The sequence below is a fragment of the uncultured Cellulomonas sp. genome (assembly GCF_963527515.1).
In the GTDB taxonomy this organism is placed as follows: domain Bacteria; phylum Actinomycetota; class Actinomycetes; order Actinomycetales; family Cellulomonadaceae; genus Cellulomonas.
Map to the genome: position 1 here is coordinate 1 of NZ_CAURTV010000099.1, position 13,936 is coordinate 13,936.

A 13,936-nucleotide genomic window follows, 5' to 3' on the forward strand; every position below is an offset into this window, starting at 1 on the left:
TGCTGGGCCTGGCTGCGGGGTGCGTCGCGCCCTGGTGGAGCGAGGGCGCGCAGGCGCTGGCCCTGGGCGCGGGGGCGGCCTGCTGGTGGATCGGCGCCGTGGCGCGGGTCGCATCGGCCGCCCCGGGTGCCCAGGTGGCGTGGCTCCCGGGGTGGACCGGCGTGCTCGTGCTCGCCGTCGCGGGGGTGTGCACGGTCCGGCTGCTCGTCCTGCGCACCGCTGACCGTCGGTGACGTCTGGCAGGCTGTCCCCGTGCCTCCCGCCACCCGCCGACCCGCCGCCCGCACCAGCCGGGGCACCGTCGGCGTCTCGTGGCTCGAGGTGGAGCTCGCCCCGGTCCTGCTGGTCAGCGGCGCCGAGGACCTGCTGGCCGACCGCGCAGTCGACCGGGTGGTCTTTCTGGCCCGAGCAGCCGACGCGGGCGTCGAGGTCACCCGCCTGGACGCCGCGGACTACTCGGCGGGGACCCTCGGGGTGGTCACCAGCCCGTCGCTGTTCGCGGAGGACAAGGTCGTGGTCGTCGACGGCCTGGAACGCGCCGGCGAGGAGCTGCTCGACGACGTCACCGCGTACCTCGCGGCGCCCCCGGCGGACGTGGTCCTCGTGCTGCGCCACGCCGGCGGCCAGCGCGGCAAGAAGCTCCTCGACGCCCTGCGGTCGGCCGGCGTGCCGACCGTGGCGTGCGACGTCGTCAAGTCCGACGGCGACAAGACCGCCTTCGTCACCGCGGAACTGCGACGTGCCGGTCGCCGCGCGGACGCGCAGGCGGTGCGGGCGCTCGTCGACGCGGTGGGCAGCGACCTGCGCGAGCTCGCTGCCTCGTGCGCGCAGCTGGTGGCCGACACCGCGGGGCTGATCGGGCCCGAGGTCGTCGAGCGGTACTACGGCGGCAGGATCGAGGCCACCGGCTTCCGGGTGGCCGACGCCGCGGTGGCCGGCCAGTCGGGGCAGGCGGTGGCACTGCTGCGCCACGCGCTGGCGACCGGCGTGGACCCCGTCCCGATCGTGGCGGCGCTGGCGGCGAAGCTGCGGGTGCTGGCCAAGGTGGCGGCGGTGGGCGGTCGGGGCGCCGGCGCCGTCCGGGACCTCGGCCTGGCTCCGTGGCAGACCGACCGCGCGATGACCGACCTGCGCCGCTGGACTCCCGAGGGCCTGGCGAGCGCCATCTCGGCAGTCGCGCAGGCGGACGCGGAGGTCAAGGGAGAGGGTCGCGACCCGCGGTTCGCCGTCGAGCGGGCCGTCCTGCGTGTCGCGGGCGCCGTCGGCTCCTGACGGCGGGCTACGCCACGAGCGTGATGGCCGGTCCGAGCACGTCGCCCTGCAGCAGGTCGAACCCCCAGATGTGGCACGCCTCGACCAGCCGCGCGTCGGACACCCGCTCCGCGACGAGCGCGGCGCCGTGCCGGCGTGCGAGCCGCACGAGGGCCGCGCCCTGCCGTCCGACGTCGCGGCAGTCGATCTTCACGAAGTCGGCGTACGGCATCATCGCCACCTGGTCGGGCTCACCGGTGAAGTCGTCGATCGCGATGCGGTACCCGAGCGAGCGGAGGCGCTGCAGGCCGGCGATGACGTCGTCGTCGGCCGGGACCGTCTCGACGACCTCGAGCACGAGGCGGCCCGCGTGCTCGGGGAGCGGCCGGTCCTGCACCAGGAACGAGCGGGTGACGTTCACGAAGGCGAACGTGGAGGCGACCGGGGGACCGTCCCCGAAGAGGACGTCGAGCACGGAGGCGGTGGCGCCGTCCTGCCGGTCCGAGCGCCACAGGTCGACCTGCGCGGGCAGCCCGTCACGGGAGCGATAGAGGAACTCGTTGCCGAAGAGCCGACCGTCCAGCGTCCAGATGGGCTGGGACGCGATCGGGAGCCGGGACGGCACGGCGGGGGAGTCGACGGACGCGGTCACACCCGATGAGAGGGGTGTCGAGCCTCGTCATGACGCGCGTTCACCCGATCGGGCCAACGGTCTGTGACGGCGAACGGGGTCAGCGGCACGCTAGAGGCTGACGCGCCGGGCGCTGGCGCGGTCCAGGATGCCCGCGCGCTCCAGCAGGTTCCCCTGGAACAGGGTGAAGCCGAGGTCCCGAGCGTGGCGGAGCGTCTCGGCGCTCTCGACGTACTCCGCCACCAGCAGCGCACCGTAGGAGCGCGCGAGGTGCACCACCGGTGGGCCCTCGACGTCGAGGTCGCGCACGTCGATCTTGACGAAGTCGGCGTGGGGGAGCAGCCGCCGCTGGTTCGGGTTGCTGACGAAGGAGGGGACCGCGATGCGGAAGCCCTCCTCACGCAGCCGTCGGATGCCGCACAGCACCGCGGAGTCCACCGTGACGGCGTCGTTGACCTCGATGACGAGGCGGTCCGGCCTGCGGGGGATGGGCAGGTCGCCCACCAGATAGGCGCGCGGGCACCGCACGAACAGCAGCCGGCCGTTGGCGACGTGCTCGAGGTCGGCCCGGCCGAAGGTGGCACCCAGCACGTGGGCCGTGGCCCGCTCGTGCTGGTGCGAGCTCCAGGAGATCGCGGCGGCGGTGTGCTGGTCCGGCGACCGGAACGACAGCTGGTACGCGAACGGGCGACCGTGCTCCGAGAAGATGCCCTGCCGGGCGACGAGCACCGGCTCGCGCGAGATGCGCTGCGCCCACTCCTGGCGGAGGCCGGCGGGAATGGCGTCCTCCACCGCGGCTGCGAGATGCGCGAGCCGCCCGTCGGCGTCGTCCGGTGTCATGGCATCTATGACACCACATGTTCCGGGCTGTGAACCGACGTTGCGCGGGTGGAATTCCGCGGTGTCGGTCCCGTGCCTGCTCGTAGGGTGGTGGCGTGGCCGAACATTCACCCGATCAGGGACCGACCGGCCAGTAACGGCAGACATCACGCGCGTCGCACGCCATCATGTGCACCATCCGTACAGACGGACACCTGTCGGACAACTGTGGCCGACACCGGACAGACGAAGGAGCACCCCCCATGCCCAGACCGCTCAAGACCGCCCTGGTCGTCCTCTCGGTGATCGGGTCGCTCGCGCTGGCTCCCTCCTCGGCGCTCGCCGACGGGACCGGGGACGCCGCGAGCTCCGGTGGAGCCAGCGGCTGCTGCCGGCTCATCATCAACTGAGACCACCGACCGACCTGCCGGATGCACAGCGGAGGCACAGACACGCCGCCTCCGCGGGGGGTGGTGCATCCGGGGGACGTCACACATACAATGACTTCCCATGACCACCATTGCTGACCGGGTACGCGAGGCCCGGCTCGCCGCTGGGCTGTCCCAGACCTCACTCGCAGGGTCTGCGTTCTCACCCAGCTACATCTCGTTGATCGAGGCGGGTCATCGCGAACCGACCGACTCCGCGCTCGCCGTGCTGGCCACCCGCCTGGGCACGACCCTCGAGTACCTCAAGCACGGTGAGGACGGTCCGAACGAGGCGCGTACACGCCTCGAGATCGACTACGCCAAGCTGGACATGACCCAGGGCGACGCCGCCGGGGCCAGGCGCCGGCTCGAGGCGCTCGACCTGGACATCGTCTCGCCGGCGGTCCGCGTGGAGGCCCTGACCACGCTCGCGCACGCGTTCGAGGTCCTCGGCGACCTCGAGGCGGCCGTGGCGATCCTCGAGCCGCTCCTGGCGGACTCGCGGGCCCGCACGCACCACATCGAGTCGGCCCAGCTGGCCAACGCGCTCGTGGCGTCCTACCTCGAGGCCGGTGACCTGCACCGCAGCGTCGAGGTCGGGGAGCGGACGCTCGACGAGCTGGAGGCGGCCGACCTCAGCGGCACCGACGAGCACCTGCGGCTCGCCTCGACCGTCCTGTGGGCGTACGTCGAGCGCGGCGACCTGCTGTACGCGACGCACCGCGCCGCGGAGCTCGTCCGCCTCGCCGAGTCGCTGGGCACCCCGCGCGGGCGAGGCAGCGTGTACTGGAACGCCGCGCTCGTCGCCGAGCAACGACGCGACTACGAGCTCGCCCAGCGGTACACGGAGCGGGCCCTGGCGCTGCTGTCCGAGGGCGAGGCCGACCGCGACCTGCCGCGACTGCGGGTCAACTACGCGTGGCTCCTGCTGCGCTCCGACCCGGTGGACCCGCGCGGTGCGCTGGACCAGATCGAGCGGGCCGCCCCTGGCCTCGCCGTGCTCGGCTCGGAGCTCGACCTGTCGCGTGTCGACGTCGAGCGCTCCCGTGCCTACCTGCTCCTCGGAGACATCGATGCGGCGGAGCGGTTCGCCACGTCGGCCCTCGAGCGGCTGGGTGACCCGCCGCGCCTCGAGACCGCGTTCGCGCAGCTGTCGCGCGGCGACGCGCTGCACGCCCGCGGTGACGTCGTGGGCGCCGCGCGCGCGTACGAGTCGGCGGCGGACCTGCTCGGCATGATGTCGGCCTCCCGCCAGTCGGCGTCGGCCTGGCGAGACCTGGGCGACCGGTACGCCATGCACGGCGACAGCGCGTCGGCGGCGCAGGCGTACGACCGCGCACTGCGCGAAGCAGGCTTCCGTCCGACGATCCCGCTCAGCTCCTGGGAGACCTGGTCGCTGGCCTGATCGACGGTCGGAGAACAGCGAAGGCGTCACCCCGCAGGGGGGGTGACGCCTTCACTGTTGTCCGTGAGGACGGTGACGCGACGTGCCTGGCGGTCACAACCGGTCGTCGACCGGTCCTGACCAGCTCAGCAGACGGTCAGAGTGCGCCGACCGACTTCGCCAGCGCCGACTTCTTGTTGGCGGCCTGGTTCTCGTGGATGACACCCTTGGAGACGGCCTTGTCGAGCTTGCGCGACGCCTCGACGAGCGCGGTCGACGCAGCGTCCTTGTCGCCACCGGCGACAGCCTCGCGAACGCGACGGATGTGCGTCCGGAGCTCGGACTTCACCGCCTTGTTGCGCAGGCGCGCCTTCTCGTTGGTGGTGATGCGCTTGATCTGGGACTTGATGTTGGCCACGTGTGGACTCTCTTGTGCGTTCGCCGAAGCGATCTGACAGGTCTAGAGGGCGGCGCACAGCTCCGGGACTGGGGCGTGGGGACACCCGCGGGGAGGAGCTGGGCTTGTGCCCGCCGACCCGGGCGGACACGCGAGTAACGATGTTAGCAGGCAGGAGCCGTCCGCCCGAACCCAGTGACCTCACTCACGGGAGACTCACGGGAGACTCACGGGAGCTCACCAGGGATGCGTCCGTCGCAGCGCGGTCGCCACCTCGTCGAACAGCCCGCGGTCGATGATCGCCCCCTCGCGGCGCACCGCGGACGCCTGCAGCCGCAGGATGCGGTCGAGCCGCACCTCGCTGGGCCTGCGCTGGGAGTCCCAGGCGCCGGTGCCGATGTCCATCCACACCCGGCCGTGGCGCGCCTCGAGGGAGGCGTCGCGCGAGTGGTCCTTGCTCGAGAGCATCAGGGCGAGCAGCTCCGCGCCGTCGCGGCCGATGACCAGGACGGGCCTGTCCTTGCCACGGCGGGGGTCGTCCTCGTACGGCACCCATCCCCAGACGATCTCGCCGGGGTCGGCGTCGCCGTCCAGGCGAGGGGCGTACTCGAGGCGGACCGCCCCGTCGTGGTCGGGTAGCGGGGGCGTCCGGCCGGGCTGCCGGGTGGGCCGCGTGCTCGGGGGGCTGGTGAGCCGGGCCACCGCGCCGCGCAGCGCTCGTCGGACGCGGGTCCAGCCGGTGCTCGTCGTCACGGAGGCGACGGTACCCGGACCCGGCTCCGGCGACCCGCCGGTGTCGGCGCACGTAACGCGGCGGTATCACCGGGCGGTTACTGTCCGGAGCATGGCGGACCTGTTCGACGACTACCCGGGCGGACCGGCCTGGGACGAGATGATCGACCCCGACGGGGGCGGCTCGCGCACGGCCTACAAGGGCCTGCACCGGGCGCTGGCGCAGCTGAGCGCCGGTGAGCTGCGGGCGCGCGCCGAGACCCTCGCGCGGTCCTACCTCGCTCAGGGCGTCACGTTCGACTTCGCCGGCGAGGAGCGCCCGTTCCCGCTGGACGTCGTGCCGCGCGTGCTGGCCGGCGACGAGTGGGAGCACGTGGCGCCCGGTGTCGCCCAGCGGGTGCGTGCGCTCGAGGCGTTCCTCGCGGACGTCTACGGGCCGCAGCGGGCCATCGCCGACGGGGTCATCCCGCGCAGCGTGGTCCTGTCGTCGACCAACTTCCTGCGGGCCGCCCGCGGGATCAACCCGCCGAACGGCGTGCGGGTGCACGTGTCGGGGATCGACCTGGTCCGCGACAGCCTGGGCGGCTGGCGGGTGCTCGAGGACAACGTGCGGGTGCCCAGCGGCGTCAGCTACGTGCTCTCCAACCGCCGCGCCATGGCGCAGACCTTCCCCGAGCTGTTCGCCGCGCTGCGGATCCGGCCGGTCGCCGACTACCCACGACGGCTGCTGTCGGCACTGACCGCAGCGGCACCGTCGGGCGTCGACGAGCCCACGGTTGTCGTCCTGACCCCCGGGGTCTTCAACAGCGCGTACTACGAGCACTCGCTGCTCGCGCGGATGATGGGCGTCGAGCTGGTGGAGGGGCGGGACCTGTTCTGCTCCGGCGGCCGGGTCTGGATGCGCACGACACAGGGCCGGCGGCGGGTCGACGTCATCTACCGACGGGTCGACGACGAGTACCTCGACCCGGTGGTGTTCCGCAACGACTCCTACCTGGGCAGCCCCGGTCTCATGACCTGCGCGCGCAACGGCACCGTCACCATCGCGAACGCGGTGGGCAACGGGGTGGCCGACGACAAGCTCGTGTACACCTACGTGCCCGACCTGATCCGCTACTACCTGAGCGAGCAGCCCATCCTGCGCAACGTCGACACGTGGCGCCTCGAGGAGCCGGACGCGCTCGAGGAGGTGCTCGACCGGCTCGACGAGCTGGTGGTCAAGCCCGTCGACGGGTCCGGGGGCAAGGGCCTGGTAGTCGGCCCGAAGGCGTCGGCCGCCCAGCTCGACCAGCTCCGGGTGCGGCTGCGGGAGGACCCGCGCGGGTGGATCGCGCAGCCGGTCGTGCAGCTGTCGACGCTGCCGACGCTCGTCGAGGACGGGCTGCGGCCGCGGCACACCGACCTGCGCCCGTTCGCGGTGAACGACGGCGAGTCGGTCTTCGTGCTCCCCGGCGGGCTGACGCGGGTGGCGCTGCCGGAGGGCGAGCTGGTGGTCAACTCCTCGCAGGGCGGGGGGTCGAAGGACACCTGGGTGCTCGGTGGCGCGGTGCCCCGCCGGGCCGTGCGGCAGGCGTCCGAGCTCCCGCAGGCGGTGGCGCAGGACTCGGCCGTACCGATCGACTCGAACCCCAACGACGTGCGCGCCCAGGTCATGCAGCAACAGCAGCAGCAGGGTCGGACGTCGACCGCAGGAGGTGTCCCGTGCTGAGCCGGATCGCGGAGTCGCTGTTCTGGATCGGACGCTACGTCGAGCGCGCGGACGACACCGCACGCCTGCTCGACGTGCACGTCCAGATCCTGCTCGAGGACCCCTGGGCCGAGGAGGACCTGGCGTGCCGGTCGCTGCTGTCCGTGATGGACCGGGAGCCGCCGCCGGCGCACGTCGAGGTCGGCCGGGAGTACGTGCTGGACATGCTGGCGTACGACCGGTTCGCGCCGTCGTCGATCGCGGGGTCGCTGGTCTCCGCCCGGGAGAACGCGCGACGGGCGCGGGAGATCATCTCGACCGAGCTCTGGGAGTGCCTCAACGCGACCTGGAACCAGCTGCCCTCCCACATGCGGCCCGCGCGGCCGCACGACTACTTCACGTGGGTGCGGGAGCGCGCCGCGATCGTCGCCGGGATCATGGACTCCGCCACGTCGCGCGACGACACCTGGAACTTCATGGTGCTCGGCCGGTCGATCGAGCGTGCCGACATGACCGCCCGGCTGCTCACGACGCGTGCGCTGGCCGGGTCCGCCGGACCGAGCTGGACCACGCTGCTGCGCTCCTGCGGCGCGCACGAGGCGTTCCTGCGCATGTACCGCGGGGCAGCCTCCGACGAGCGGGCCGCCGGGTTCCTGCTCACCGACCGGCTGTTCCCGCGCTCCATCGTGTTCGCGCTGAACCAGGCCGAGGCGTGCCTGGCCAACCTCGAGGGCACGTCCGACCGCGCGGCCGTGGACGATGCGCGGCGGCACATCGGCTACGTCCGCACCAACCTCGAGTACCGGCCGCTGCTCGAGGTGCTCGACTCCCTGCCCAAGGAGATGGAGCGGGTGCAGCGCGCCTGCTCGGCGGCCTCGGACGCGATCCGCGGCCGGTACTTCCCGAGCGCGTCGTCGACGAACTGGGTGGGGGAGGCACTGTGAGCCGGCTGCGGGTGGTCCACACGTCGACGTTCCGGTACGGCAGCGCCGTGGTGGCGTCGTACAACGAGGCGCGGATGACGCCGCTGTCGCAGCAGGGGCAGACGGTGCTGGAGACCAGGATCGACGTCCAGCCGCACACCGGCTGGTTCGAGTACCGGGACTACTGGGGGACCGCGGTCACGGCGTTCGAGGTGCTGACCCCCCACGAGTCGATGGTCGTCACCGCGGAGCACCTGGTCGAGGTGGCGGAGCGCGGTCCGCTGCGCAGCCCGGCCGGCTGGGACACCCTGCGCGGTGCGGAGCTGCGCGACCGGCTGGCGGAGTTCCTCTCCGACACACCCACGACGGCACCTCCCGCGGACGTGGTCGAGCTCGCGCACCGGGTGGCCGGCGACCTCGAGCCGACGGAGGCCGCCCTGGCGGTGGCCGACGCGCTGCGGGACGAGATGGAGTACATCCCGGGGGTCACCACGGTGCACACCCCCGCCGGGGAGGCGTGGACGGCGCGGGCCGGTGTCTGCCAGGACATCGCCCACCTGGTGGCCGGCGCGCTGCGGTCCGTCGGTATCCCCGCGCGCTACGTGTCGGGGTATCTGCACCCGGACTCCGCGGCGCCGGTCGGCAGCACCGTGCTCGGCGACTCGCACGCGTGGGTCGAGTGGTGGGTGGGCGAGTGGTTCGCGTACGACGTGACCAACCGGGTGGCCGCCGGTGACCACCACGTGGTGCTCGCACGCGGCCGGTCCTACGACGACGTGCCACCGCTGCGGGGGATCTACGCCGGTGCGGGCACGCAGGACGCCGAGGTCCAGGTGCAGATCACCCGGGAGGCCTGAGCGTCACGGCGTGAGCCGGCGGCCGAGGGCGTCGACCAGCGCGCCGGCGTCGCCGGAGACGGTGAGCCGGTCGTCGTCGGGGGTCGTGCGGCCCCAGAGCAGCAGGGCGAGCGCCTCGGCGGGTCCGGTGACGGTGGCGGACGGCGCAGGGACGGTCGGTGCGCCGAGCAGCCAGGCTCGATCGGCGTCGTCGGCGACCAGCCGCAGCGGCGCGGGGAGCGGCTCCATCCGGCCCATGCGCTCCTGGCGCGGCTGCATGACGGTGACCACCTCGTCGACCGTGTCCGCCCACAGTGCGGGCTCCACGGCGAGCTCCTGCCCGCCCGCGGTCCGCAGGTCCCAGAGGTGGACCAGGGTCTCGTGCGTCTGGCGGCGGTGCCAGAAGGAGGCCGGACCGGTGCCGAGCAGCGTCCACGACTCGGCGTCCGGGCCGAGCTGGGCCAGCGTCCCGCGCAGCTCGGCCGCGCACGTGGCGTAGAGCTCCTCGAGCACGAACGGGCCGCGACCGAGAGGCGTCTCCTGCCGGCGGCGTGCCTGCCCGGCTGCCCAGTGGTGGATGCGGGCGAGGTGGACCACCAGGTCACGCACCCGCCAGCGGCCGCACCACGGCACGCGGGTGGTCGGGTCGACCTGGGGGATGGTGGCGAGGAAGTCGTCCTGCAGCCCGCCGAGGACCTCGAGCAGGCCGGGAGAAGGACGGGTCGTCGTCATGGGACCATGGTGGGACCGACCACCGACAGCCGACAGGCTGTCACCGGTCACCGTTCGTCGGGAAGGCGCCACCAGGTGCGCCGCCCGCCGCCGACGCCCAGGAGCAGTCCGCTTGTCCCCGATCCCGAGTGCAGCCGCCTCGTCGCGCATCCAGCCCGCGGCCACCGCGCCCGAGCTGCTGCGCAACTTCTGCATCATCGCGCACATCGACCACGGCAAGTCCACGCTGGCTGACCGCATGCTGCAGCTCACGGGCGTCGTCGACTCGCGGGCCATGCGGGCGCAGTACCTCGACCGGATGGACATCGAGCGCGAGCGCGGGATCACCATCAAGTCGCAGGCCGTGCGCATGCCCTGGGGTGTGGAGGACAAGGCCTTCGCGCTGAACATGATCGACACCCCCGGGCACGTCGACTTCACGTACGAGGTGTCCCGGTCGCTCGCCGCCTGCGAGGGCGCCGTGCTGCTGGTCGACGCCGCGCAGGGCATCGAGGCCCAGACCCTGGCCAACCTGTACCTGGCGCTGGAGAACGACCTCACGATCATCCCGGTGCTCAACAAGATCGACCTGCCGGCCGCACAGCCCGAGAAGTACGCGGAGGAGCTGGCCAAGCTCATCGGCGGCGAGCCGGAGGACTGCCTGCGGGTGTCCGGCAAGACCGGCGCCGGCGTGGTCGAGCTGCTGGACCGCATCGTCGAGCTGGTCCCGCCGCCCACCGGGGACGCGAACGCCCCGGCGCGCGCGATGATCTTCGACTCGGTCTACGACACCTACCGCGGCGTCGTCACCTACGTCCGGGTCATCGACGGCAACCTCAACCCGCGCGAGAAGATCGTGATGATGTCGACGCGCGCGACGCACGAGCTGCTGGAGATCGGGGTGATCTCCCCGGAGCCCGTGCCGACCAAGGGGCTCGGCGTCGGCGAGGTGGGGTACCTGATCACCGGCGTGAAGGACGTGCGCCAGTCCAAGGTCGGGGACACGGTGACCAACGCGAGCAAGCCGGCGTCGTCCGCCCTTGGCGGGTACTCCGACCCGAAGCCGATGGTGTTCTCCGGCCTGTACCCGATCGACGGCACGGACTACCCGGTCCTGCGCGACGCCCTGGACAAGCTGAAGCTCAACGACGCGGCACTGAACTACGAGCCGGAGACGTCGGTCGCGCTCGGGTTCGGGTTCCGTGTCGGCTTCCTCGGCCTGCTGCACCTGGAGATCGTGCGGGAGCGGCTCGAGCGCGAGTTCGACCTGGACCTGATCTCGACCGCGCCGAACGTCGTCTACGAGGTCACCCTCGAGGACAAGACGGTGGTCACCGTGACCAACCCGAGCGAGTTCCCCGCGGGCAAGATCGGCGACGTGAACGAGCCGATGGTCAAGGCGACCATCCTGTCCCCGGCCGAGTTCATCGGCGCGATCATGGAGCTCTGCCAGACCAAGCGCGGCGAGCTGCAGGGCATGGACTACCTGTCCGAGGAGCGCGTCGAGCTGCGGTACGTCCTGCCGATGGCCGAGATCGTGTTCGACTTCTTCGACCAGCTGAAGTCCAAGACGCGCGGGTACGCCAGCCTGGACTACGAGCGCATCGGCGACCAGGTGGCGGACCTGGTGAAGGTCGACATCCTGCTGCAGGGCGAGACCGTCGACGCGTTCAGCGCGATCGTGCACAAGGACAAGGCCTACGCGTACGGCGTGATGATGACCGCCAAGCTCAAGGACCTGATCCCGCGCCAGCAGTTCGAGGTGCCCATCCAGGCCGCCATCGGTGCCCGGATCATCGCGCGCGAGACCATCCGGGCCATCCGCAAGGACGTCCTGGCCAAGTGCTACGGCGGCGACATCACCCGCAAGCGCAAGCTCCTGGAGAAGCAGAAGGAGGGCAAGAAGCGCATGAAGACCATCGGCCGGGTCGACGTGCCGCAGGAGGCCTTCATCGCCGCACTGTCCAGCGAGCCCGCGGGGTCGGCAGGCGGCAAGGACGCGAAGAAGAAGTGAGCTGAATGTCTCCAGCTCTCCCCGACGGGGATGTGGCTCCCGACGACGGCTCGCTGCCGGCGTCGGCGTTCGAGGGTGCCGACGAGCGCGCGTTCGGGGTCTACCTGCACGTGCCGTTCTGCACGGTGCGCTGCGGGTACTGCGACTTCAACACGTACACGGCGACCGAGCTCGGTGGCGGGGCGAGCCAGAGCGCCTACGCGGACACCGCGCTCACGGAGATCGCGCTCGCAGCGGGTGTGCTTCCTCCTCGGCCTGTCAGCACGGTCTTCGTCGGCGGCGGCACCCCCACCGTCCTGTCGGTCCCGGACCTCTCGCGCATGCTCGGCGGAGTCCGTGACACGTGGGGGCTCGCCGACGACGTCGAGGTCACCACGGAGGCCAACCCGGACTCGGTGACCCCGGAGTCGCTGACGGCGCTCGCGGAGGCCGGCTTCACACGCGTCTCGTTCGGGATGCAGTCCGCGGTGCCCCACGTGCTCGCGACGCTCGACCGCACGCACGATCCTCGTCGTATCCCCGACGTCGTGCGCTGGGCTCGCGACGCAGGGCTGGCCGTCTCGCTCGACCTCATCTACGGCACCCCGGGGGAGTCCCTCGAGGACTGGCGGACCAGCGTCGAGACCGCACTGGCGACCGGTGTCGACCACGTCTCCGCGTACGCGCTGGTGGTCGAGGCCGGCACGCGCATGGCGGTGCAGGTGCGCCGCGGCGAGCTGGAGCTGCCCGACGGCGACGACCAGGCCGCCAAGTACGAGCTGGCCGACGACCTGTTCGAGGCCGCCGGGCTGCACTGGTACGAGGTGAGCAACTGGGCACGGACGCCCGCCGACGCCTGCCGGCACAACCTCAGCTACTGGCGCGGCGACGACTGGTGGGGCGTCGGGCCCGGCGCGCACAGCCACGTCGGCGGTGTGCGCTGGTGGAACGTCAAGCACCCGCGGGCGTACGCCGACCGGCTGGACCGGGGACTGAGCCCGGCCGCGGGCCGGGAGACCGTCACGGGCGACGGCGAGGTGCTCGAGCGGCTGATGCTCGGGGTCCGCCTCGCCGCCGGTCTGCCGCTCGACGCGCTCCCCACCGCCGCACGCCCCTCGGTCGCGGGGCTCGTGGCGGACGGGCTGGTGGACGGACGTGCCGCGGTGGGGGGCCGGCGGCTGGTGCTCACACGCCGCGGCCGGCTGCTCGCCGACGCCGTCGTCCGCACGCTCGCCGGCTGACCGCCGCTCCGCCTGTCAGCGGACGGCGGTCCCGGGTGAGCCAGATGGCCCCTCGGCCGCCGGGAGGGTTCGCGCAGAACACCGTGCTGCTGGTGCTCGTCCTCGCCCTGGTCGTGGCCGCAATGCGCAGGGTCAGCGCACCAGCTCCAGGCTGAACGGGTAGCGGTAGGCGCCGCCGCGCTGGACCGCCAGCGCCGCGAGGATGCTCAGGACCAGGCTGACGAGGCTCAGTGCGATGAAGCCCAGCCAGCCGACGACGCCGACGACGGGGACCGAGCGGACGATGGAGCAGACGATCAGCCCGATGACGACCGTGAGCTGGAAGTTGAGCGCGACGCGGGACTCCGCGGCGACCTGGCCGCCCCTCTCGCGGTGGACGAGCCAGATGACCAGGGCGGGCAGCCAGCCGATCCAGAAGTACGCAAGGATCCCGCCCAGGTGCGCCAGCATCGCCAGGCTCCGGGCCTGGTCCGTGCCGCTCGACGGGCTGTGGTGGGGCTCGTACGACATCGTGGCTCGCTCCTCGTCCGTGGCCGCGACCGCGACGGCACGCGCAGCCTACCCAGCAGTGCGGCGTCGCGCCCGCGCTCCGCTCGCCCGCACCGACGGCCACGACCCGCCCGGGATGCCGCTTCCTTGACACGCGACCACCCACCCCGGTTCGCTGGCGCGTGGGCGACGATCGCCCTGTGACCAGGGAGGCCACGCATGAGCGAGAACCCCGGCGGTACCCCGCCGCGAGACGACGAGCCCGCGAAGGCGCCGGACCCGGCCGTCCCCGCGACCGGTCCCGGGTCGATCGAGCCACCGGACGCGCCGGGTGCCGTCCCGCCGCCGGCCCCGCCGGCACCGCCTGCTCCGGCCTACGGTCAGCCGCCCGCGGCACCGCCTGCTCCCCCCTAC

At 72.6% G+C, this 13,936-nt stretch carries 14 protein-coding genes and 2 pseudogenes; 10 read left to right on the forward strand and 6 right to left on the reverse strand.

Features of this window, described 5'->3' with window-relative positions:
- Positions 1-233, forward strand: a pseudogene (locus RYN42_RS16705) (ComEC/Rec2 family competence protein); the annotation flags it as partial.
- 19 nt (positions 234-252) lie between these two features.
- A complete protein-coding gene (gene holA, locus RYN42_RS16710; RefSeq protein WP_315097938.1) occupies positions 253-1,272 on the forward strand; it encodes a DNA polymerase III subunit delta in 1,020 nt (339 codons plus the stop codon).
- Positions 1,273-1,279: 7 nt separating this feature from the next.
- Here the strand turns inward: holA and RYN42_RS16715 are convergent, their stop codons facing one another.
- Together RYN42_RS16715 and RYN42_RS16720 are read right to left on the reverse strand one after the other, a co-directional pair.
- A complete protein-coding gene (locus tag RYN42_RS16715) occupies positions 1,280-1,903 on the reverse strand; it encodes an EAL domain-containing protein (protein WP_315097939.1) in 624 nt (207 codons plus the stop codon).
- A 90-nt stretch (positions 1,904-1,993) separates the two neighbouring features.
- The gene (locus tag RYN42_RS16720; protein ID WP_315097940.1) at positions 1,994-2,722 is read right to left on the reverse strand and encodes an EAL domain-containing protein; all 729 of its coding nucleotides are present in this window, start codon (positions 2,720-2,722) and stop codon (positions 1,994-1,996) included.
- A 242-nt stretch (positions 2,723-2,964) separates the two neighbouring features.
- On the opposite strand from RYN42_RS16720, the gene RYN42_RS16725 reads away from it, so the two are divergent.
- Entirely contained in the window at positions 2,965-3,111 is a 147-nt protein-coding gene (locus RYN42_RS16725) for a hypothetical protein (protein ID WP_315097941.1), read from the forward strand.
- Between the two features lie 100 nt (positions 3,112-3,211).
- Positions 3,212-4,534: a helix-turn-helix domain-containing protein gene (locus RYN42_RS16730; protein WP_315097942.1), complete on the forward strand. Its 1,323-nt coding sequence runs from the start codon at positions 3,212-3,214 to the stop codon at positions 4,532-4,534.
- A gap of 136 nt (positions 4,535-4,670) precedes the next feature.
- On the opposite strand, the gene rpsT is transcribed toward RYN42_RS16730, so the two are convergent.
- Positions 4,671-4,931 carry a 30S ribosomal protein S20 gene (gene rpsT, locus RYN42_RS16735; RefSeq protein ID WP_315097943.1) on the reverse strand — a complete coding sequence of 87 codons (261 nt, stop codon included), beginning with the start codon at positions 4,929-4,931 and terminating at the stop codon, positions 4,671-4,673.
- A gap of 216 nt (positions 4,932-5,147) precedes the next feature.
- Positions 5,148-5,663 carry a type II toxin-antitoxin system PemK/MazF family toxin gene (locus tag RYN42_RS16740; RefSeq protein WP_315097944.1) on the reverse strand — a complete coding sequence of 172 codons (516 nt, stop codon included), beginning with the start codon at positions 5,661-5,663 and terminating at the stop codon, positions 5,148-5,150.
- Between the two features lie 91 nt (positions 5,664-5,754).
- On the opposite strand from RYN42_RS16740, the gene RYN42_RS16745 reads away from it, so the two are divergent.
- From RYN42_RS16745 to RYN42_RS16755, 3 genes are read left to right on the forward strand one after another with little or no spacing between them, the layout of a single operon-like run.
- Complete coding sequence (locus RYN42_RS16745; RefSeq protein ID WP_399552518.1) at positions 5,755-7,350, forward strand: circularly permuted type 2 ATP-grasp protein; 1,596 nt, start codon at positions 5,755-5,757, stop codon at positions 7,348-7,350.
- Positions 7,344-8,273: an alpha-E domain-containing protein gene (locus RYN42_RS16750; RefSeq protein ID WP_055913316.1), complete on the forward strand. Its 930-nt coding sequence runs from the start codon at positions 7,344-7,346 to the stop codon at positions 8,271-8,273. The genes RYN42_RS16745 and RYN42_RS16750 overlap by 7 nt, the downstream gene beginning before the upstream one ends.
- Positions 8,270-9,109, forward strand: a complete 840-nt coding sequence (locus RYN42_RS16755) for a transglutaminase family protein (RefSeq protein ID WP_315097945.1) — start codon at positions 8,270-8,272, stop codon at positions 9,107-9,109. The genes RYN42_RS16750 and RYN42_RS16755 overlap by 4 nt, the downstream gene beginning before the upstream one ends.
- A gap of 3 nt (positions 9,110-9,112) precedes the next feature.
- Here RYN42_RS16755 and RYN42_RS16760 read toward each other — a convergent pair whose 3' ends face one another.
- A complete protein-coding gene (locus RYN42_RS16760; protein ID WP_315097946.1) occupies positions 9,113-9,820 on the reverse strand; it encodes a maleylpyruvate isomerase family mycothiol-dependent enzyme in 708 nt (235 codons plus the stop codon).
- Positions 9,821-9,932: 112 nt separating this feature from the next.
- Here RYN42_RS16760 and lepA point away from each other — a divergent pair, with 112 nt between their 5' ends.
- Together lepA and hemW are read left to right on the forward strand one after the other, a co-directional pair.
- Positions 9,933-11,813 carry a translation elongation factor 4 gene (gene lepA, locus RYN42_RS16765; RefSeq protein ID WP_315097947.1) on the forward strand — a complete coding sequence of 627 codons (1,881 nt, stop codon included), beginning with the start codon at positions 9,933-9,935 and terminating at the stop codon, positions 11,811-11,813.
- Positions 11,814-11,818: 5 nt separating this feature from the next.
- A complete protein-coding gene (hemW, locus tag RYN42_RS16770; RefSeq protein ID WP_315097948.1) occupies positions 11,819-13,033 on the forward strand; it encodes a radical SAM family heme chaperone HemW in 1,215 nt (404 codons plus the stop codon).
- 132 nt (positions 13,034-13,165) lie between these two features.
- Here hemW and RYN42_RS16775 read toward each other — a convergent pair whose 3' ends face one another.
- The gene (locus RYN42_RS16775) at positions 13,166-13,543 is read right to left on the reverse strand and encodes a DUF4870 domain-containing protein (protein ID WP_315097949.1); all 378 of its coding nucleotides are present in this window, start codon (positions 13,541-13,543) and stop codon (positions 13,166-13,168) included.
- A 198-nt stretch (positions 13,544-13,741) separates the two neighbouring features.
- Between RYN42_RS16775 and RYN42_RS16780 the strand changes: the two are divergent.
- Positions 13,742-13,936 (forward strand): annotated as a pseudogene (locus RYN42_RS16780) (hypothetical protein); the annotation flags it as partial.

Excerpts from the sequence above, each read along its gene's own strand:
- RYN42_RS16720 (WP_315097940.1), bottom strand. The coding sequence starts at position 2,722 with ATGACACCGGACGACGCCGACGGGCGGCTCGCGCATCTCGCAGCCGCG.
- RYN42_RS16725 (WP_315097941.1), top strand. The coding sequence starts at position 2,965 with ATGCCCAGACCGCTCAAGACCGCCCTGGTCGTCCTCTCGGTGATCGGG.
- RYN42_RS16730 (WP_315097942.1), top strand. The coding sequence starts at position 3,212 with ATGACCACCATTGCTGACCGGGTACGCGAGGCCCGGCTCGCCGCTGGG.
- RYN42_RS16745 (WP_399552518.1), top strand. The coding sequence starts at position 5,755 with ATGGCGGACCTGTTCGACGACTACCCGGGCGGACCGGCCTGGGACGAG.
- RYN42_RS16760 (WP_315097946.1), bottom strand. The coding sequence starts at position 9,820 with ATGACGACGACCCGTCCTTCTCCCGGCCTGCTCGAGGTCCTCGGCGGG.
- hemW (WP_315097948.1), top strand. The coding sequence starts at position 11,819 with ATGTCTCCAGCTCTCCCCGACGGGGATGTGGCTCCCGACGACGGCTCG.
- RYN42_RS16775 (WP_315097949.1), bottom strand. The coding sequence starts at position 13,543 with ATGTCGTACGAGCCCCACCACAGCCCGTCGAGCGGCACGGACCAGGCC.